Genomic DNA, 18,687 nt, shown 5'->3' with positions numbered 1-18,687 from the left:
GGCGCGAGTAGACTCGACAATCAACACCGCATCAGCCGCGCGCAGCACCAGATTGAATCCGTCATACTGGCAATATCTATGTCGGCGGCTAACACGCGCGGTCGCTTGCCAAAACGAAATCAATGGATGCTCCGCTTGGCCCAACCATAGGCAACCATTGCATCGTGAAGTGCATTCCTAGCGTCAACAGTGCTGACCGGATCTTCGCTCGCAGCAGCTAGCCTGCTGACGACGTCAACCCATTGAGGGGACGCGCGGGTTTCAGCTCCAACGTAGCGCTGAATCCATCTCAGCGCTGAAACCACCGACAACAGCTTCCGATCACCAGTCGGAGTCTGACCAGGCGCATCAGCGGTCAAAGTGATCGGCGCGAAGATGATCTGCACCGTTACCCCGTCGTTTGATGGATGAAGTTCCAATCCGGTGTGGCGCAAAGTACAACGTATCCGCAAAGTCACGAAATTCAATTTGGAAACAGGGGCTCGTAGGACCGTGCCGATGCCCATGAACCAATATGCGAACGAGAACTCAACCGGCTGCTCGTCATCGGACTGTTCAACGTTCCATTACATCTGCACGCCTCGATCGGCCGGTTCAAGATCGCGACAAAAGTCGATGCCAGTTACTAGGTCCAACTCCATGCTTCGGCAGGTGGTTCCTGTCCGCCTTGCGCCATGAGCCAACCCTGGCGATGACTAGGCACGCGCAGCCTCAAACATGAATTTACTTGTCGAGCTTGAACACCATCTGTGTCGGGCGCACGAACCGCAATGCGATGAGAAGCAGCGTCATGACCATCACCATGTAGATCACGGCCATGGCATCGATGGAATAGACGGGGCGAACACCACCGGCAAACATATTGTAGAATAACGCGACGACGAGCGTCTGCGATCCACCGCCGCCGAGGAGAAATGCGAGCTCGAAATTCGATATCGTATTGACCAGCACAAGGACGCCGGCGGTCAGTATTCCCGGTACCATCAGGGGAAACAGAATCCGCCTGAAAATCTGAGCCCGGCTTGCGCCAAGCATTGACCCGCTCCATTCCAGATTGACGCTGATCTGCTCGAAAAATGGCATCAACACGAAGACGGCCAACGGGACCATCGGCACCAGGACCGCCAGAATCACGCCGACGACGGATCCCCCGACCCCGTATCGGTAAAGAGTAGTCGCCAGCGGAATCCCGTAAGTCATTTGTGGGATTACCAGCGGCAGAAAATACAGCAGCAGAATGACCGATTTGAATCGGAAATTTCGTCGCGCAAGAATGTAAGCGGCCGGAAATCCAATGGCCAATGCAAGGAAGACGACAACGACTACGATTAGCAGCGTGACACCTAACACCTGCCCCAGATCGAAATTCTTCCACGCATAAGCGAACCAGTCCGTCGTATAGGCCGGCGGCAGCAGGCCGCCGAACCAACGCTTGGCAAACGAGCTCACGACAACATGCGACACGATCCCAAGCATGTTGAGGATGAAACCCACAATGAACAGATAGAGCGAGAGCTTCCACATTCTGCTTCGCATTGTGCGGCCCTATCTCTTTCCGACGCCCATGGTCGCTGCCGGCGACAACCGGCGACGGAACAGGATGATGACCAGCAGCGCTGCCAGCTGACACAGGCCCATAACCACCGCGATCGCGGAAGCAGCCGACATGTCATATTGTTCGAAGGCCTTCTGATAGGCCGCAATAGAGATCGTGCGCGTGGTACCCGCCGGCTGCCCGAGCATGATGGCGGACGGAAAGACCGCGAAGCTCATGACGAACACCAGTGCGAATGCGATGGCAAGACCGGGCGCGATGAGCGGCAACATCACGCGTCGGAAGACAATCGAAGGTGTCGCACCAAGCATCCGCGCCGAGCGTTCAAGGCTGGGATCGATGCCGGATATGTATCCCAGCAGCATCAGGAAGCAGAACGGAAACTGCTGCATGAACAACGCCAGCATAACGCCAGCGTAGTTATGGGTCAGAATGAACGGCTCTTTGATAAGCCCTAATCCGAGAAGGACCTGATTGAACCAACCCTGCGAACCATAGAAACCCAAGATACCTTCCGACAGCAGGATCACGCCAAGCGAAATAGGCATGATCAAGATCGTCGTCACGGTCCGTTCCATGAAAATGCCCCGGCGCATGCCGTAAGCCAGCCAAAGAGCGAGCAGAAGGACAACGATCGTAGTGGGAATCGCCAGACTGAAGGTGATCCAGATCGTACCATACTGATAGGGATCGCTGAAGAACGTGAGATAGTTCGTGAGGCTGAAGCCGCCAACCTTTTGCGGCTGAAGGCTGAGATAGACACCATACAGAAACGGATAGACGAACATGCAGAGAACGTAGAGCAAGGACGGCAGCAAACAGAAGAATGCCAGCGCATCGAATTCGCTCTTCTCATCGTTGGCTACGGCGCGCATTATTTTCTCGCCTATTCCGCAGGAAGCAAGACGACCTTGTCGATCGGAAACTGAAGGCCAATCGTGTCGGCGGTTCGTATCGCCTCGGCGGTGCGTAACCAGACTCGCGTGTTGTCATTGATGCGTATGGCGGCTTCCTGTTCCCGACCGAGATACTCGACCACTTCGACACGGCCACTAACATCTTCGGCACCGGAAACCACCTCACCGCCCGCCCGGATATCGTCCGGACGTATCGCCATCACCATGTCGGTATCCGCTCGCACATCGGCCCCTGCCCGCGCCCGAATGCGAATTCCGTCGCCGACGCCTTCGGCGATCCCATTGGACACTGACGCGATCCTGACCTTGAAGAAATTCCGGAAGCCCATGAAATCCGCCACGAAGACATTCTTGGGCCGGTCGTGAATTTCCTGTGGGGTACCCGACTGCATCAGGACGCCATTGCGCAACACCACAATCCTGTCCGACAGCGACAGTGCTTCGGCCTGGTCGTGAGTCACGTAGATCGACGTCAACCCCAGCGCAGCATGTATCTGCTTGATCTCCGCCCGCATCTCGACTCTCAGCTTGGCATCGAGATTTGATAGCGGCTCGTCGAACAGCATCAGGCGCGGATGCAACACGAGGGCCCGCGCAATCGCAACGCGCTGCTGCTGGCCACCGGAGAGCTGGCCCGGATAGCGCTCCTCATAACCGGTCAATTGGACCAGTTTGAGCATCGCATCGGTGCGCTTCTTGATCTCCTCCTTGGACAATGGCTTCAAGGTGAGCCCGAACGAGACGTTGTCGAAGACCGTCATGTGAGGAAACAGCGCGTAATTCTGGAACACCATTCCGAACGCACGCTTCTCGGGCGGCAGATGATCGACCCGCGCCCCATTGAGCCTGATCTCACCCTCGGTCGCTGCAATCAGGCCAGCGACGATCGACAAAGCCGTCGACTTTCCGCATCCGCTCGGTCCCAGGAAGGTGACGAACTCGCCCTTTCGGATATCGAGCTCGAGGTTGTCCAGCACGGTCTTGTTGCCATAGCGCTTGGTGATTCCAAGCTTCAGCGAGTCCAACCTATCTCCCGGCCCGTTCATGTCGTCCCGTTTCTGAGTAAGAAGCAACAAGGTCACCGGCGGGCCCGCACATACGGACCCGCACGCTCATCGAATGGATTACTTCTTGACCTGGTTTGCGCCCACTTCCCGGTCCCAACGATCCATCGCGTAGCTCAATTCCTTCACGCCGAGCGGCGGGGATACTTTCCATTTGGTGCCGACCTCGTCGTATTCGGGCCGCCAGAACTCCTTCACCAGTTCCTGAATCTCCTTGGGTGCCTTTTCCATGGTGGCCGCGGTGATCGTCGGCCCAATGAAGCCCGGCCAGGAAAGCACCTGCTGCTCTGGACGGCGCATGAACTTCATGAGATCGAGAATGACGTCGACCTGTTCTTTCGGCACGCCTGTGGGGATGCACCAGTAATGTCCGTCGACCACGAAGGTCGTGTTCTGAAGAATGGTGATCTTGGAGTCCGGCGGGATGACGCTCTGGGCACGGGGCTTCATGTCCCATTCCATGATGCCGGCGATGATCCAGCGTTGCCCCTGGGCGAATTCCTTCAACGTGATCGCGGTGCCCGTCGGATAGTATTCGACGTATTGCCCAAGCTCCTTCAGATAGGCCCAGGTCTTGTCCCACCCCTTGTCGGGATCAAGTGGCTTTGAGTCATTTAGAATGTGCGCCATGCCCAGCACGATCGACCGGCCCGGTCCGCTATTCGCCGGCCGCGCATACATCAGCCGACCCGGATTTGCCTTTGCCCAGGCCAGCAATTCTTCGGCGGTTTTCGGCGGGTTGGGCACCTTGCTGGGATTGTAGACGAACACCGGCCCGCCGGCGTTGCCCACCGACGGCACCATGTAGTCGCGGCCCTCGTCGTACAGCGCCTTGCCGGCAGGCGTCATCTCATCGCGCGGAAACTGTTTCTCGAAGTCAGGGATCTTGATCAGCTGGTTGTTGGCAGCGAGAAACGCGCCACCGTCCTGTCCGGTCAGCACAAGGTTGATGTCCAGCCGTCCGGCATCCTGCTGAGCTTTGATCTTGGCCGGCAGCTCCGGCGCCGGCGCGCGCTGAATCCTGATCTCCTTGATCTTGTCGGGATTGGCCTTTTTGTAGTTCTCGATGATGACCTGGGTAGATGCGAGATCGCCACCAGTATCGATGATCGAGAGAACGATCGGCTCGGCGGCCCTCAGGGGCTCGCCTGCGACAGCCGTCACGGCGAGGACGGCGCCGGCAAACGGGCGCAATAATGCATTCGGACAGATCCGCATTTCCGATTCCTCCCTGGCATATGCACCCGCGTCGCGCGCGGTTGTCATTTATTTGTAAACATAGCATCGACGAGTTAGGCGACATCTGTCAAGCATTGGGGGATCGCAATCGGCCGATCATGAGCAGGACTTGCTGATGTCGCGATGTCGCACCTTGCCCGTCTTGCTCGTTCGCATATCAATCTGTGACGTCATAGCCGACCCCAAGAGCCGACAAGTCGGCGCCTTGAGAAGGTCGGCCATCGGGAGAGACGCATGCCAATTGGAGTCGGCCTGATTGGGCTGGGAATGGCGGTGAAGCCGCATATTCTTTCGTTGCTTGAATTGCAGACCCAGGGACGGATCACAATCGTCGGCGGGTTTGCGCCGTCAGCGGACCGTCGGTCAGCGTTTTCACAGCAGTGGGGCGTTCCGGTTTTCGATAGCCAAGAGGATTTGCTGTCGCGCTCCGATCTCGATCTCGTCCTGATACTGACGCCCCCTGGAACGCATCTGGCGACCGTGCAGGCTGCAACCGCAGCAGGGAAGCACATTCTGGTCGAGAAGCCCGTCGAGATATCGGTTGCCAGGGGTGAGGAACTCGCGGCCGTCACGGAGGCTGCCGGCGTGCGGTGCGGCGTGTGCCTGCAACATCGCTTTCGTCCCGCAGCACGACGCCTGAAGGCGGTGCTGGATCAGGGAGATCTGGGCGATATCCTGTCGGCGAGTGCATCGATCCGCTGGTGGCGTGATGACGCCTATTTCTGTCAACCGGGCCGCGGCATGAAGGCTCGCGATGGCGGCGGCGTATTGCTCACACAGGCCATCCATACTCTCGATCTGCTTCTGCATTTCGTGGGACCGCACAAGGACGTCGCCGGTTTTGCATCGACCTCACCGCTCCGAACGATCGATACTGAAGACGTGACCGCGGCCGCGGTCCGTTTCCAAAGCGGTGCCATCGGCGTGCTCGATGCCACCAGTGTTGCGCGGCCCGGCTATCCGGAGCGTATCGAAATCGCGGGCACGCGCGGTTCGGCCTATCTCGAGACTTTTCAATTGGTCATCCATCGTCACGAAGGTCCGCCAGAGACCGTCGGGACTGCGCAATCCGGCGGCGGAGGTGCCGATCCAATGGCATTTGATCACGGGCCACATCGGGGCGTGATCACCGAGATGCTGGATGCGATCGAACAACGACGCGAGCCATCCAATGGCGTGCGCTCCGCCCTTCACGTGCAGCGGCTGATCGAAGCCTGGCTGTCAGACGCCGCCGCCCACGCTTGACCGACGCCCTCACGGCCGCTCGCGCCTCAGCAGTTTGGCCAGCGCTGCAATCCCGGATTGTCAGCGGCAGTGCACCGACTTGTCAAAAAGATGTAATGTTGCCAAAGACTGGAGCATGTTCGGAGCAAGGACGGGGTGAACATGGGCTCAACGGTCAAACGGGACGACATTTCGGAGCGCCTGGCTGTGACGGGAAAGCTTAGCGACCGCGTCTACGATCATGTCCTCAGCCAGATCACGGTCGGAATCTACCCGGTCAATTCGCGGCTCCCTCCTGAGACACGCCTGGCAGATCAGCTTGGCGTTTCGCGCCCGGTCGTCCGTGAAGCGCTGATGCGGCTGCGCGATGACGGCGTCGTCGCATCGCGGCAGGGCGCCGGTTCGTTCGTGATGCGACGTCCCGCGGCAGACGTTTACAACTACGCTCCCGTGGGAAGCATTGCTGATATACAGCGCTGTTTCGTATTTCGCATCGGCATCGAAGGAGAAGCCGCTGCGCTTGCCGCGCGCGATCATGACCCGGAAGGCCTGCGGCGGATCCTCGACGCAATCGCAGCACTTGATCAAGTGATCGCAGATGCCGCGCTCGGCGTAGAGGAAGACATTGCGTTCCACCGTTCGGTCGCAGAGGCCACAGGCAATCGCTTCTTCGCCGCGACTCTCGCCGCGATCCAGTCTCAGGTGAGCGTGGGTATCACGCTCAATCGAAACCTTTCCTTGATCCAGCCTCGCGATCGACTTCTGCGTGGGCAAGAGGAGCACCGGGCCGTGCTCGATGCGATCGCCTCCAGAGATGAAGCCGGAGCTCGCGAAGCTATGCGGTCGCATATCGAGAATGCCCGCAAGCGCGTTTTTGAGGGCGGATAGCGGCGCGCAGCAGCGGCTCGCGTGCCCGGTGGTTGCACTCAGATGAAAATCAGGAGATTCTTGACAGATGGCGACGCCGCAAAATGACGCTAAGTCATTGAAATCATGGTCGGAGTGGCAGGATTCGAACCTGCGACCCCTGCGTCCCGAACGCAGTGCTCTACCGGGCTGAGCCACACTCCGACTAAGAGCGCGGCTTATAGCCTTGGGTTTCGCATCCTGCAAGAACCCCGGTAAAGAAGCCTGACCAATTTTGAAGACAAGGATCTGCCCTGCATGGCCGTAGGCCTGACGACCCGGATGAGCCCCGCCGATGCCACCCATATTGCGGAGGCAGCGGGCTGCTTGCGCGCGGGCGGGCTGCTGGCGTTCCCGACAGAGACGGTCTATGGGCTCGGCGCCGATGCGGCCAATCCGCGGGCCGTGGCGGGGATCTATGAAGCCAAGGGCCGGCCGTCCTTCAATCCCCTGATCGCCCATGTGGCCGATCTCGCCGCCGCCCGGCGCATTGCCCGATTCGATGCGCGCGCGCTGGCGCTTGCCGAGGCGTTCTGGCCGGGGCCGCTGACTCTGGTGCTGCCCAAAGCGGTGGACTGCCCGGTGGCCGATCTGGCCACCGCCGGCCTCGACACCATTGCCATTCGTGTGCCGGCGCATCCCGTGGCCCACGCGCTCCTGCAGGCCTTTGGCGGTGCCGTGGTGGCTCCATCGGCCAATATCTCCGGGCATGTCTCGCCGACCACCGCAGCCCATGTGCTGAGCGATCTGGATGGCCGGATCGACATGATTCTCGATGGCGGGCCGGTTGAAGTGGGCGTTGAATCCACCATCGTCGGTTGTTTCGACACGCCGATGCTGCTCCGCCCCGGTGGCCTGCCGCGCGAGGCGATCGAACGGGTGTTGGGCCAGCCGCTGGCGAGCCCACCGGACGAACCCGCGAGCGATACCAACCAGCCGCTGGCGCCGGGCATGCTGGCCTCGCATTACGCGCCGCGGACACGGGTGCGGCTGCTGGCCGAGGCCGTGAATCCCGGCGAGGCCCTACTGGCCTTCGGATCGGCCCCGCTGCCGGGCATCGAGGCGGCCGCCGCTGTCCTGAATTTGTCCGAACAGGGCGATCTCGGGGAAGCCGCCACCAATCTTTTCGGCTATCTTCGCGCGCTCGACGCCGCTGCGATAGCTTCGGGCGCGAGCGGCATCGCGGTGATGCCGGTGCCGAACCACGGGCTCGGCGAAGCCATCAATGACCGGCTGCGCCGCGCGGCCGTGTAACGCGAACACGAGACCAAGAAACGCGCCAAGAAAATATCCAAGGGAATAGTTATGAATATCGTCCAGCCGAAGCCGCCCACGCTTTCTCCCGAAACCATCGCGCGCTTCCGGGCCATCGTCGGCGACAAATACGCCATCACCGATCAGGCCGACGTGCACCAATACGTCACCGAGGATCGCAACCTGTTTTTCGGCACCTCGCCGCTGGTGCTGCGCCCGGGCTCGACCGCCGAAGTCGCCGCCATCTGCAAGCTCGCCACCGAGACGCGCACCGCGCTGGTGCCGCAAGGCGGCAATACTGGGCTCGTCGGCGGCCAGACGCCTTATGGCGGCGAGGTCGTGCTGTCGATGCGCCGGATGGACAGAGTGCGCGATCTGGACACCTCATCCAACACCATGACGGTGGAAGCCGGCCTCGTGCTGCAGGTCGCGCAGCAGCGCGCCGCCGAAGCCGACCGGCTGTTTCCGCTGTCACTGGGCTCCGAAGGTAGCTGCACCATCGGCGGCAATCTCTCCAGCAATGCCGGCGGCACCACCGCCCTCGCCTATGGCGTCGCGCGCGAAATGGCCCTCGGCCTCGAAGTCGTGCTGGCCGACGGCCGCATTCTCAATGGCCTGTCCAAGCTGAAGAAGGACAATACCGGCTACGATCTGCGCAATATCTTTATCGGCGCCGAAGGCTCGCTCGGCATCATCACCGCGGCGACGCTGAAGCTGTTTCCGAAGCCGCGCGCGGTCGAGACCGCCTTTGTCGGCCTGAAATCGCCGGACGATGCGCTGAAGCTGCTCGGCATCTCGCGTTCTGAGGCCGCCGGCAGTCTCACGAGCTTCGAACTGATCGCCGATATCGCGGTGGATTTCAGCGTCCGCCATGGTATCGGCATTCGCGACCCGCTCTCCAGCAAACACGCCTGGTATGTCTTGATGGAATTGTCGTCGGGACGCGACGATGCCCGCGCGACATTGGAGGCGATCCTCGAACGCGGCTTTGAAGACGGCATCGTGGATGACGCCGTGATCGCCGAGAATATCGCCCACCGTCAGGCGTTCTGGAAACTGCGCGAGGAAATCTCGCCGGCGCAGAAGCCGGAAGGCGGATCGATCAAGCACGATATCTCGGTGCCGGTTGCTTCCGTGCCCGCCTTCATCGCCGAAGCCAATGCTGCCGTCGTGAAGCTGATGCCCGGCGCACGTCCGGTGCCGTTCGGCCATCTCGGCGACGGCAACATCCACTACAATGTCACGCAGCCCAAGGAGACGCTCGGCGACAGCGACGGCCGCGAGAAATTCCTGGCGCGCTGGCACGACGTCAACGAAGTCGTCTTCGACGTCGTACTGCGCATGGGCGGTTCGATCTCCGCCGAACACGGCATCGGCCAGATGAAGGCGGCCGAGCTGCCCTCGGTGAAGGACCCCGTCGCCATCGAGCTGATGCGCAGCCTGAAGGCGATGCTGGATCCGCTGAACATCCTCAATCCCGGCAAGGTGCTGCTGCCGGTGCAACATTGAAAGTTGCCCGGCTCGTCGACACCGACATTCAAGCGGTCGTCCAGCTCTGGCTGCGCTGCGGACTGGTGCGGCCCTGGAACGATCCGGAGGCCGATATCAGGCTGGCGCGCGCAGGCACCAATGCCGACGTCCTGGTCGGTCGCAAGGGAAGGACCATCGTCGCCTCCGTGTTGGTCGGCCATGATGGCCATCGCGGCTGGGTCTATTACGTCTCGGTCGATCCCGACCACCAGCGCCAGGATTTCGGCCGCGGCATCATGAGTGCAGCCGAAGACTGGCTGCGCGAGCGCGGTATCGAGAAGATGCAGCTCATGGTGCGCTCGGATAACACCAAGGTGCAGGCGTTCTACGAGTCGCTCGGCTACGGCGAACAGAAGCGCGTGATCTATGCCAAGTGGCTCGATGGCCGGCCGCTGACGCCGTGAGCTAGAATAACGAGCCCTGCCCGTCGTCCTCGCTCGCCACAACCTTGCGCGGCGCCCTCGTTGGCTTCACCTGCTCTACAGCGGCCTCTTCCGCCGAGATCGGCAGGATCAGTTGCGCATCGTCATTGGCCACCTTGTTGACGGCCATCGCCACCGGATGCCAGGCGAAGGTGCCGTCTGCGGGCGCAGCGAGCATCGTCATCACGTCGGATGCACTATCCGAACTGCAATCGAGCCACTGACCGAAATGATCGGGTGCGATCGTCACCGGTACGCGATGGTGCAGTACCGACATGCCCGTGCTGGCTTCTGCAGTAATGATCGCAACCGTGTCGACTTCTTCGCCGTTCGGTCCCATCCAGGTCTCGGCCAGGCCCGCAAAGCCCATCGGCCCGCCTGCGCTTGGGTGGATAAAATACGGCTGTTTGCGTTCACCGCGATTTTGCCATTCGTAATAACCATCAGCCGGAATCAGACAGCGGCGGCGGCGAATCGCGTTTTTGAAGGCCGGCTTTTCTTGCACCGTGTCGGCACGTGCATTAATCAGAAGCGTAAACTTCCGCGGGTCCTTGACCCAGGGGGGCAAAAGGCCCCATCGCATTAGACGGAAATGCCGGGATCCGTTTTCAACGATGACAACAGGAACCGGCTGCGTCGGCGCAATATTGTACCTCGCAGGAAAATTCGGTTGCTCGATATAACTGAATACCTGCCGTAACGCTTCCGGCGCTGATGTAATGACAAACCGCCCGCACATTCTCGATCCGCAATCCTGCCTCTTCAGGCGGTTTTAACCCAAAACACCAACAGTGCGACATATGACCCTGACGGCCATACAACCGGCGCAGCATGACCATCGCGATCTGGCCAGTGCCGGTGCCGGCCCGGTCGCGTCCGCTGCCGAGCTGATGGCCGCCAATATCAATCCACGCACGGGTCTGGCGACCGACTATCTCAATCACTTCAATGAAGCCATCATGTTGCTCGAGCTGATCCCGGACATGCCGGACTGCTATGAGCTGTTCCTGGAATGGCAGCCGCTCAGCTATGCCGAGCACTTCATCAAATCCAACTTCAAGGCACGCGATCTCGCCATCGCATCCTATGAGGCTGCACGCCCGGCCATCCGTGCAGAATTCGATGCGCTGGTCGCGAACATGACGCAAATCCTGACAACTGTCGGCGAAGCCATGCGCACCGTGCAGCAGGACCGGACCCGCGCCATGCTGGCCGAACAGGCTGCCGGCTGGGTCAAGCCCATGGTCGGAACGGCCGGCGGCATTATCAACGGCCGCGATCAGGAATCCGACATCGATAGCATTATGGCGCAATGACCTCGTGACCGACACGCCTCCTACCCATCCGCAGCTCGCTACCAGCGCCGCCATCTTCCGGGATGGCAAGGTACTGCTGGTCCGCCGCGCCCGCTCGCCGGGCAAGGGCTTCTATTCGCTCCCCGGCGGACGCGTGGAATTCGGCGAATCCCTCGCCGTCGCGCTCGCCCGCGAGGTGATGGAAGAAACCGGACTGACCATCGACATTGTCGGCCTGTCCGGCTTTCGCGAAGTGCTGCCGAACGACAAGGTGGCCGGGCACTACCTAATCATGTCCTTTGCCGCGCGCTGGGTGGCTGGCGAGCCCGAGCTGAATGACGAACTTGACGATTTCCAGTGGGTCGCGCCGGACGATCTCGGCGCCTTCAAAACCACCGATGGCCTCGGTCCGATCCTCGCCATGGCGGAAGATCTGGTCGGACCATAGATAGCTCCTTGCCGCACCAGAAGCGTTGCCTTGCTTCAGGCGCCTTGAAAAGGCATATCAGCCGGGTTCCGGGACCATTCATGTTGAAGCATCTGCTCATTATTCTGACGGTCGTGACGTTTTGCGCAGGCCCTGCACGGGCGCAGGACGCGGCCGCGCCGTTCGACAATGACCTGCAGCGGATGTCAGAAATTCTCGGCGCGCTGCATTACCTGCGCGGCATCTGCGGCAATAACGAAGGCAACAAGTGGCGCAACGAGATGCAGGCGCTGGTCGATGCCGAAACGCCGTCCGGCGAGCGCCGCGCCCGCATGATCGCCGGCTTCAACCGTGGCTATAACGGCTTCCAGCAGACCTACCGGACCTGTACGCCTGCTGCCAGTATCGCGATCCGCCGCTATATCGACGAAGGCTCGCGGATCTCGCGCGACCTCACCGCAAGGTATGCGAACTAGATGAAATCACCTGCGATCGACACGGTCTTCTTCGACCTCGACGGGACGCTGACCGATCCCAAGATCGGCATCACGGGCTCGATCCAATATGCGCTCGGCAAGCTCGGGCTTCCCGTCCCGACACAGGACGAACTGACCTGGTGCATCGGCCCGCCGCTGCGTGCCAGCTTCGTGGCACTGCTTGGCGGCGAGAAAGATGCCGATCGCGGCGTTGAGCTCTATCGCGAACGCTTCGGCACGATCGGCCTGTTCGAGAACACGCTTTATGATGGCGTCATCGCGACGCTCGATACGTTGCACGCAACAGGCCGCCGGCTGTTTGTCGCCACCAGCAAGCCACACGTGTTCGCCGATCGCATCGTCGATCACTTCGGCCTGCGCAAGTATTTCACGCGTGTGTTCGGCTCGGAACTCGACGGCACCCGCGTCGACAAGAGCGATCTGCTGCGCTACGCGCTCGATGAAACCTCGACCGATCCCGCACGTGCGATCATGATCGGCGACCGCAAGCACGATATCATCGGCGCCGCGAATAACGGCATTCCGGCGATCGGCGTGCTCTATGGCTATGGCGGCCGCGAGGAGCTGACGAGCGCTGGGGCGCGCCATCTGGTGGCTTCGCCTGCGGAGATCCCGGGGTTTATCGACTGAGCTATCAACGTCATTGCGAGCGAAGCGAAGCAATCCAGTCTTCGCTTGTGACCTCTGGATTGCCACGTCGCTTCGCTCCTCGCAATGACGGCGGAAAGGGCGGCGTGTCGAAACTAGTTCAATGCTTCCCCGCGCCCATATAGCCGAACAGGAACCCCGCGACCTTGCGCTTCTGGATTTCCTCGCTGCCTTCGGTGATGCGGTAGCGGCGGTGATGGCGATAGATGTGCTCGAACGGCTTGTGGCGTGAATAACCCATGCCACCATGCACCTGCATCGCGCGGTCGGCGGATTCACAGCACAGCCGGTTGGCCCAGTAGTTACACATGGACACCTTGTCCGACAGCGTATGCTCGACCTGGGCCTGGGTAAGCTGGTCCATCTCCCACGCGGTCTTGCGGATCAGGAGCCGCAACATCTCCGCCTGCGTAGCAAGCTCGACCAGCGGAAACTGGATACCCTGATTGCGCGCCAGTTCCTCGCCGAACGGTTTGCGCTCGCGCGCATATTTCACACTCTCATTGATGCAATAGACCGCGGCGCCGAGCGAACTCGCTGCCTGACGGATGCGGTTCTCATGCACGAAGCACTGCGCCAGCGACAGACCACGACCGATCTCGCCGAACAGCGCATCATCCGGCACGAATACATCGGTGAAGGACACGCGCGGATGGTCCGTGGGCATGTTGAAGGTCCACATATACTCTTCGATCTTTACGCCTGCGGCCTTGGCCGGCACCAGGAAACAGGTGATGCCGCGCGCATCGCCGTCGTCCCCCGACGTGCGCGCGAATAGCGCGCAATGCGTGGCCACATGCATGCCCGTGGTCCACATCTTCTCGCCGTTGATGACCCAGCCCTTAACGCCATCACGCGTCGCCTCGACGGCCGTCGTCTCCATATGCGTGGCATCAGAACCATGCTCGGGTTCGGTGAGGCCGAAGGTGATGCGATATTTTCCGGTGATTGATCCTTCGATCATTTCCTTCTGGTCATCGCGACCATAGCGATCCAGCATCGTCACCAGCGGCAGATTGCCGACAATGGAATGTTCGTTCTGCAGATCGTTGTGCAGGCCGAGGCCTTTGGCGGCGAAATGTTCGCGGATGACAGCCATCCAGAGATTGCTGCCATCTTTGCCGCCATAGCGCTTCGGGATTGCAAAGCGCAGATGGCCGGCGCCGTCGGCGAGATTCTTCGCCTGACGCAGCAACTGCTCCCATTCATGTCGCGGCAGCCCGCCATTGTCGAAATCGGTGCGCGCCCATTCGCGGCGATGATCGAAGAAGCGGATATTGTCATCCCGCTCTTCGAGCGGCTTGATCTCGCGCAGGATGAATGAATCGAGTTCAGCGAGATAGGCGACCAGGTCGGCCGGCAGGGAAAAATCCAAGGCGCTCTCCCGATTGTTTTCCGAGCTTTGTTGCTCTTGTTAATCGAGCGATTAAGATGGCATCGTCCGATCAAGTCAAGCGCGGCAAGTCAAGTACGCTTTGGCGTCATAAATTCTGCGTAACGAAAAACAAAAGGGAGGCCGCGATGGCTCTGCAATTCTCAACCGTGACCCGCAAGGGACCGATCACCATCGTGACGCTGTCGCGTCCGGAAGTTTACAACGCACTGCACACCGATGCACATAACGAGCTGCACGAGGTGTTCAACGACTTCGCCAGTGATCCCGACCAATGGGTTGCGATCGTCACCGGCGCCGGCGACAAAGCGTTCTGCGCTGGTAATGACCTCAAATGGCAGGCCGCCGGCGGCAAGCGCGGCTGGAACACGTCGGGCTTCGCTGGCCTCACCGCGCGCTTCGATTGTGACAAGCCGATCATCGCTGCGGTGAACGGCGTCGCCATGGGCGGAGGCTTCGAGATCGCGCTGGCCTGCGACCTGATCATCGCTGCGGAAAATGCGACCTTTGCCCTGCCCGAGCCCCGCGTCGGCCTTGCCGCGCTCGCCGGCGGCCTGCAGCGGCTGCCGCGCCAGATCGGCATGAAGCGCGCGATGGGGATGATCCTTACCGCGCGCCATGTGAAGCCGCAGGAAGGTTATGAGCTTGGCTTCGTCAATGAAGTGGTGCCGCAGGGCGAGGCCCTGAACGCCGCGCTGCGCTGGGCCGAAACGATCTGCCAGAACTCACCGATGTCCATCCGCGCCTCCAAGCAGGCGATCCAGAAGGGCATGGCGGTGTCGCTGGAACAGGCCATCACCGAGCAGCGCGAATATCCCGCCGTGAAAGCGATGGCGGCGTCGGAGGATTATGTGGAAGGGCCGAAGGCGTTTTCGGAGAAGCGCAAGCCGAACTGGAAGGGGAAGTAGCGCCGCGGCGCTTACTTCGGTTCCAGCTCGCGTTTGTACGCCGCGTAATTCGGCTGATCGACGGCGAGCTTCGCCAGTGACGTCTGCCACAGATGCTCTTTCACACCGGGCGTCGTGAGATCGATGTCGCCTTGCGCGATGCGGTCGGCAAGATCCTGGTTCAACCCGTCGAGCGTGCCATGCACGCCGAGCAGCATCGTCAATCCATGCAGCTCGGCGGCATCGCTGTCGCCGGCAAGCGTGAGCTGCCGGGTCACCAGATCGAGCGCGTTGATCGCGACACGCAGCTTGAACGCGGCATGACCTGAGATTTGAGGTGCAATGTCGTTGCGGAGAAAATCCGCGACGGCCTTCACCAGTTCGTCGGGTCTCGGTTCGTCCTGCATGTCTTCACCTTGTTTTTGCGCATGATCTGATCCGAAAACCGGTCGCCACTTTTCGGGATCATGCGCGCGGCGCCAATAGCCGTAACAGATCGATCTCCGTCTCCGACGAGCGCCGTCCGATCATCGCGCGCTCCATCGAATGATCCGGGCCGAGACGAAACCGCTGCATCATGCCGACGCACATCACGCCCCAACGTAGCGTACCCATCACTTCCCAGAATTTCACGCGTGCCACATCGACGGCGATGCCGCTGGCCGCTTCGTAGCCAGTGAACAATTCTTCATAGGTACCAAAACCGCCGACCGGCTTGTCGATCGCTCCGAAGCGCCAGGAATTGACGCAGATCCAGCCGAGATCCTCCATGGGATCGCCGAGATGCGCCAGCTCCCAATCCAGCACCGCGCGGATGCCGTCAGGATCGATCATCAGATTGCCATGCCGGAAATCGCCATGCACCAAAGTGACGCGCTCTGACGGGCCGGGATCGTTGTCGCGGAGCCAGCGCAAAGCCAGCTGGAACACCGGGCGCGGCCAGCCAAAACCGTCGATCTCCCGCTGTAATTCAGCGATTTCTGCTGCGGCAGTCATGCGGCGCAGTTGCGGCAGGCTTGCTGCAGACAGCCCGTGAATGCCGGCAAGAATCTCGCCGCATTGCCGCGCGAGCTTTGGCCGCGCGTCGGCGAATTCATCGTCACGCAAGATCTTGCGCGGGATGGTTTCGCCAGCGACTCGCTGCATGATGAAGCCGGTGCCGAGATCGTCATCGGGTTTGAGCACATGCAGCACCTTCGGCGACGGCACGCCGGCATCATGCGCGAGTTGCATGAGTACCGCTTCCGCATCGAGACCCGCGGCACGGCCGGGCGCAGCGCCATAACCCGACGGTGCGCGGCGCAGGATGGCGCCGATGGCACCATCGGGATGCGTGATATCGAACGACCACGTCTCCTGACTGGCGCCGCCAGACAGCCGTATTGCGGATGTCACGCCCGCCGCACCGGGACACCACGCCGCCGCACTGCGCGCCAAAAGCTCCGCGACGGACGCCGTGCTCAAGGCTTACTGGCCCGTGAACTTGGCCGGACGTTTTTCCAGGAACGCCGCCACGCCTTCCTTGAAGTCCGGTGAAGCGCCGGCGGCGCGCTGCGATTTGACTTCGAGATTGATCTGGTCCTCGAAGGAATTCTCCGGGCTTTCCCAGTAGAGCTTGCGGATCAGCGACAGTGCGATGGTCGGGCCGTTGGCGAGTTCATGGGCGAGCTTCATGGCTTCATCCATCAGCGCCGCATCGTCATAGACGCGGTTGACGAGGCCCCATTCCAGCGCCTTCTCGGCCGGCAGCTTTTCGCCAAGCAATGACAGTTCGACCGAACGTGCCTTGCCGATCAGGCGGGGCAAGATCCAGGTCGAGCCGCAATCCGGCACCAGGCCGATACGGCGGAACGCCTGCAGGAAATAGGACGAGCGTGCACACAAAATGAGATCGCCCATCAGCGCGAAGCTCATGCCCGCGCCGGCTGCCGGGCCGTTCACTGCGGTGACGATCGGGCAATGCAGATTCTGCAGCCGGCGCAGGAACGGATGGAAGGCGGTCTCCAGCGTGGCGCCGGCGTTGCTGCGCGCCTTTGTGAGCTGATTGTTGCGCCCCTGAAGATTGGCGCCCGTGCAGAAGGCACGGCCGGCACCGGTGAGGACCACGCAGCGCACGTCGGCCTTGCGATCATCGATCTCGTCCAGCGCCTCGCTGAGGCCGCCGAGCATGTCGACCGACACCGCGTTCATCACCTCCTGATGATCGAGCTTCAGGATGGCGACATTGCCGTCGAAATCGAGCGTGACGTGTTTGAACTGCATGGTTTCCTCACGAGATGATCCGCGTGTTTATTCCGCGGTGTGGAAGCTTTGTCTGGGCATGATCTGATCCGAAAACCGGCATCCACTTTTCGGGATCATGCGATTGTATGTCAGGCGGCATATTTGATTTTTCGGACGCGCTTGTCCATGCTTCCTGGGGAACACCAGCCCACCGACGGACGCACGGCATAACGCGCGCCAAACATGGAAACGCTGACATGGCAACGTCTACACAGATATTCGACCTCAGCGGCCGCGTGGCCGTCATCACCGGCGGCAATGGCGGTATCGGCCTCGGCATCGCACAGGCACTGGCCACCGCCGGTTGCAGCGTCTCGATCTGGGGCCGCAACGCCGAGAAGAACAAGGCCGCGGCTGCCACCATGGCGGACTGCACCGGCAAGGTCGATACGCTGGTCTGCGACGTGACCGACACCGCCTCGGTGAAGGCGGCGATGGATGCCACGCTCAAGACATTCGGCCGTGTCGATGGCTGCTTCGCCAATGCCGGCATCGGCGGCGGCGGCCGGCACAATTTCATTGACCGCACCGAAGAGCAGTGGCGCACCATGTTCGCGACCAATCTGGACGGTGTCTTCCATGCCTTCCAGGTGGCCGCACGGCATATGACCGAACGCGCGGAGGCTGGCGACAAATTCGGCCGCCTGGTTGCGACATCGAGTCTTGCCTCGATCTTCGGCACCGCGCGCAACGAGCACTATGCCGCGACCAAAGCGGCGATCAATGCGCTGGTGCGCGCGCTGGCCGTCGAACTGGCCCGTCAGGGCGTGACAGCCAATGCGATCCTGCCCGGCTGGATCAAGAGCGACATGACCGCCGGGATCATGGGCAACGAGAAATTCGTCGCCAATGTCATGCCGCGTATTCCGGTGCGCCGTTTCGGCGAGCCCTCGGATTTCGGCGGCATCGCGGTTTATCTGATGAGCAAGGCATCGTCGTATCACACCGCAGATACGTTCGTGATCGACGGCGGCTATACGGCGTTTTGATTTCTTTCTTCCCCTCTCCCCTTGCGGGAGAGGGGTGCTGGACTCGGAGCTTGCGGCTGCCCCTCTCCCGTCTCGAACGCGCTTTGCGCGTTCGATCCACCCTCTCCCGCGGCGCGCAGCTTCGCTGCGCTGGGGGAGAGGGCAAGAAAGTCGCCGT

Annotated in this window: 20 protein-coding genes and 1 tRNA gene; 11 read left to right on the top strand and 10 right to left on the bottom strand. The window is 61.1% G+C overall.

Translation table 11 applies throughout. The features are described 5' to 3' along the window. Positions 1-723: 723 nt before the first annotated feature. From AB7783_RS28325 to AB7783_RS28310, 4 genes are all read right to left on the bottom strand, one after another. On the bottom strand, positions 724-1,524 hold the full coding sequence (locus tag AB7783_RS28325; RefSeq protein WP_244628390.1) for an ABC transporter permease: 801 nt from the start codon (positions 1,522-1,524) through the stop codon (positions 724-726). Positions 1,525-1,545: 21 nt separating this feature from the next. Then, positions 1,546-2,430, bottom strand: a complete 885-nt coding sequence (locus AB7783_RS28320; protein ID WP_441279456.1) for an ABC transporter permease — start codon at positions 2,428-2,430, stop codon at positions 1,546-1,548. A gap of 11 nt (positions 2,431-2,441) precedes the next feature. Next, entirely contained in the window at positions 2,442-3,497 is a 1,056-nt protein-coding gene (locus AB7783_RS28315) for an ABC transporter ATP-binding protein (protein WP_441279455.1), read from the bottom strand. A 99-nt stretch (positions 3,498-3,596) separates the two neighbouring features. Then, the gene (locus tag AB7783_RS28310) at positions 3,597-4,754 is read right to left on the bottom strand and encodes an ABC transporter substrate-binding protein (RefSeq protein ID WP_441279454.1); all 1,158 of its coding nucleotides are present in this window, start codon (positions 4,752-4,754) and stop codon (positions 3,597-3,599) included. Between the two features lie 255 nt (positions 4,755-5,009). Here AB7783_RS28310 and AB7783_RS28305 point away from each other — a divergent pair, with 255 nt between their 5' ends. Next, positions 5,010-6,020, top strand: a complete 1,011-nt coding sequence (locus AB7783_RS28305) for a Gfo/Idh/MocA family protein (protein ID WP_441279453.1) — start codon at positions 5,010-5,012, stop codon at positions 6,018-6,020. A 141-nt stretch (positions 6,021-6,161) separates the two neighbouring features. Further along, positions 6,162-6,887, top strand: coding sequence for a FadR/GntR family transcriptional regulator (locus tag AB7783_RS28300; RefSeq protein WP_441279452.1), 726 nt, complete (start codon positions 6,162-6,164; stop codon positions 6,885-6,887). A gap of 106 nt (positions 6,888-6,993) precedes the next feature. On the opposite strand, the gene AB7783_RS28295 is transcribed toward AB7783_RS28300, so the two are convergent. Continuing rightward, positions 6,994-7,070 (bottom strand) — tRNA-Pro (locus AB7783_RS28295). A 93-nt stretch (positions 7,071-7,163) separates the two neighbouring features. Here AB7783_RS28295 and AB7783_RS28290 point away from each other — a divergent pair. The 3 genes from AB7783_RS28290 to AB7783_RS28280 are packed head-to-tail and all read left to right on the top strand — an operon-like array spanning position 7,164 to position 10,093. Then, positions 7,164-8,159: an L-threonylcarbamoyladenylate synthase gene (locus AB7783_RS28290; RefSeq protein WP_441279451.1), complete on the top strand. Its 996-nt coding sequence runs from the start codon at positions 7,164-7,166 to the stop codon at positions 8,157-8,159. A gap of 51 nt (positions 8,160-8,210) precedes the next feature. Next, positions 8,211-9,668: an FAD-binding oxidoreductase gene (locus tag AB7783_RS28285; protein WP_441279450.1), complete on the top strand. Its 1,458-nt coding sequence runs from the start codon at positions 8,211-8,213 to the stop codon at positions 9,666-9,668. Then, the gene (locus tag AB7783_RS28280; protein ID WP_092139459.1) at positions 9,665-10,093 is read left to right on the top strand and encodes a GNAT family acetyltransferase; all 429 of its coding nucleotides are present in this window, start codon (positions 9,665-9,667) and stop codon (positions 10,091-10,093) included. Before AB7783_RS28285 ends, AB7783_RS28280 begins: the two co-directional genes overlap by 4 nt. A gap of 1 nt (position 10,094) precedes the next feature. Here the strand turns inward: AB7783_RS28280 and AB7783_RS28275 are convergent, their stop codons facing one another. Continuing rightward, the gene (locus AB7783_RS28275) at positions 10,095-10,850 is read right to left on the bottom strand and encodes an SOS response-associated peptidase (protein ID WP_441279449.1); all 756 of its coding nucleotides are present in this window, start codon (positions 10,848-10,850) and stop codon (positions 10,095-10,097) included. A gap of 61 nt (positions 10,851-10,911) precedes the next feature. Between AB7783_RS28275 and AB7783_RS28270 the strand changes: the two genes are divergently transcribed. From AB7783_RS28270 to AB7783_RS28255, 4 genes are all read left to right on the top strand, one after another. Further along, positions 10,912-11,427 (top strand): hypothetical protein, encoded by a 516-nt coding sequence (locus AB7783_RS28270; protein WP_175368781.1) that lies wholly within the window; start codon positions 10,912-10,914, stop codon positions 11,425-11,427. 4 nt (positions 11,428-11,431) lie between these two features. Next, complete coding sequence (locus AB7783_RS28265; protein ID WP_093759520.1) at positions 11,432-11,854, top strand: NUDIX hydrolase; 423 nt, start codon at positions 11,432-11,434, stop codon at positions 11,852-11,854. Between the two features lie 80 nt (positions 11,855-11,934). After that, positions 11,935-12,309 carry a TIGR02301 family protein gene (locus AB7783_RS28260; RefSeq protein ID WP_441279448.1) on the top strand — a complete coding sequence of 125 codons (375 nt, stop codon included), beginning with the start codon at positions 11,935-11,937 and terminating at the stop codon, positions 12,307-12,309. A 15-nt stretch (positions 12,310-12,324) separates the two neighbouring features. Beyond that, on the top strand, positions 12,325-12,960 hold the full coding sequence (locus AB7783_RS28255) for an HAD family hydrolase (protein WP_441279774.1): 636 nt from the start codon (positions 12,325-12,327) through the stop codon (positions 12,958-12,960). A gap of 118 nt (positions 12,961-13,078) precedes the next feature. Here AB7783_RS28255 and AB7783_RS28250 read toward each other — a convergent pair whose 3' ends face one another. Beyond that, positions 13,079-14,353: an acyl-CoA dehydrogenase family protein gene (locus AB7783_RS28250; protein WP_441279447.1), complete on the bottom strand. Its 1,275-nt coding sequence runs from the start codon at positions 14,351-14,353 to the stop codon at positions 13,079-13,081. A gap of 146 nt (positions 14,354-14,499) precedes the next feature. On the opposite strand from AB7783_RS28250, the gene AB7783_RS28245 reads away from it, so the two are divergent. Beyond that, positions 14,500-15,279 (top strand): enoyl-CoA hydratase-related protein, encoded by a 780-nt coding sequence (locus tag AB7783_RS28245; protein WP_320446737.1) that lies wholly within the window; start codon positions 14,500-14,502, stop codon positions 15,277-15,279. Between the two features lie 11 nt (positions 15,280-15,290). Here AB7783_RS28245 and AB7783_RS28240 read toward each other — a convergent pair whose 3' ends face one another. Genes AB7783_RS28240 through AB7783_RS28230 form a run of 3 tightly spaced genes read right to left on the bottom strand, consistent with a single transcriptional unit; the run spans position 15,291 to position 17,520 of the window. Next, positions 15,291-15,665, bottom strand: a complete 375-nt coding sequence (locus AB7783_RS28240) for a DUF6285 domain-containing protein (RefSeq protein ID WP_441279446.1) — start codon at positions 15,663-15,665, stop codon at positions 15,291-15,293. A gap of 58 nt (positions 15,666-15,723) precedes the next feature. Then, positions 15,724-16,722, bottom strand: coding sequence for a phosphotransferase family protein (locus AB7783_RS28235; protein WP_441279445.1), 999 nt, complete (start codon positions 16,720-16,722; stop codon positions 15,724-15,726). Positions 16,723-16,725: 3 nt separating this feature from the next. Further along, positions 16,726-17,520, bottom strand: coding sequence for an enoyl-CoA hydratase/isomerase (locus AB7783_RS28230; protein WP_441279444.1), 795 nt, complete (start codon positions 17,518-17,520; stop codon positions 16,726-16,728). Between the two features lie 218 nt (positions 17,521-17,738). Between AB7783_RS28230 and AB7783_RS28225 the strand changes: the two genes are divergently transcribed. Then, the gene (locus AB7783_RS28225) at positions 17,739-18,530 is read left to right on the top strand and encodes an SDR family NAD(P)-dependent oxidoreductase (protein WP_441279443.1); all 792 of its coding nucleotides are present in this window, start codon (positions 17,739-17,741) and stop codon (positions 18,528-18,530) included. Positions 18,531-18,687: the final 157 nt, after the last annotated feature.

This window comes from Tardiphaga sp. 172_B4_N1_3, assembly GCF_052076035.1.
Taxonomy (GTDB): Bacteria; Pseudomonadota; Alphaproteobacteria; order Rhizobiales; family Xanthobacteraceae; genus Tardiphaga; species Tardiphaga robiniae.
Note: the sequence above shows the minus strand (reverse complement) of the source record. Positions and strands in the feature narration are given on the sequence as shown.

Bases quoted from the DNA above. Each gene is read 5' to 3' on its own strand.
- AB7783_RS28305 (WP_441279453.1), top strand. From the start codon at position 5,010: ATGCCAATTGGAGTCGGCCTGATTGGGCTGGGAATGGCGGTGAAGCCG.
- AB7783_RS28310 (WP_441279454.1), bottom strand. From the start codon at position 4,754: ATGCGGATCTGTCCGAATGCATTATTGCGCCCGTTTGCCGGCGCCGTC.
- AB7783_RS28230 (WP_441279444.1), bottom strand. From the start codon at position 17,520: ATGCAGTTCAAACACGTCACGCTCGATTTCGACGGCAATGTCGCCATC.
- AB7783_RS28300 (WP_441279452.1), top strand. From the start codon at position 6,162: ATGGGCTCAACGGTCAAACGGGACGACATTTCGGAGCGCCTGGCTGTG.
- AB7783_RS28225 (WP_441279443.1), top strand. From the start codon at position 17,739: ATGGCAACGTCTACACAGATATTCGACCTCAGCGGCCGCGTGGCCGTC.
- AB7783_RS28320 (WP_441279456.1), bottom strand. From the start codon at position 2,430: ATGCGCGCCGTAGCCAACGATGAGAAGAGCGAATTCGATGCGCTGGCA.
- AB7783_RS28275 (WP_441279449.1), bottom strand. From the start codon at position 10,850: ATGTGCGGGCGGTTTGTCATTACATCAGCGCCGGAAGCGTTACGGCAG.
- AB7783_RS28240 (WP_441279446.1), bottom strand. From the start codon at position 15,665: ATGCAGGACGAACCGAGACCCGACGAACTGGTGAAGGCCGTCGCGGAT.
- AB7783_RS28260 (WP_441279448.1), top strand. From the start codon at position 11,935: ATGTTGAAGCATCTGCTCATTATTCTGACGGTCGTGACGTTTTGCGCA.
- AB7783_RS28290 (WP_441279451.1), top strand. From the start codon at position 7,164: ATGGCCGTAGGCCTGACGACCCGGATGAGCCCCGCCGATGCCACCCAT.
- AB7783_RS28325 (WP_244628390.1), bottom strand. From the start codon at position 1,524: ATGTGGAAGCTCTCGCTCTATCTGTTCATTGTGGGTTTCATCCTCAAC.
- AB7783_RS28245 (WP_320446737.1), top strand. From the start codon at position 14,500: ATGGCTCTGCAATTCTCAACCGTGACCCGCAAGGGACCGATCACCATC.
- AB7783_RS28270 (WP_175368781.1), top strand. From the start codon at position 10,912: ATGACCCTGACGGCCATACAACCGGCGCAGCATGACCATCGCGATCTG.
- AB7783_RS28285 (WP_441279450.1), top strand. From the start codon at position 8,211: ATGAATATCGTCCAGCCGAAGCCGCCCACGCTTTCTCCCGAAACCATC.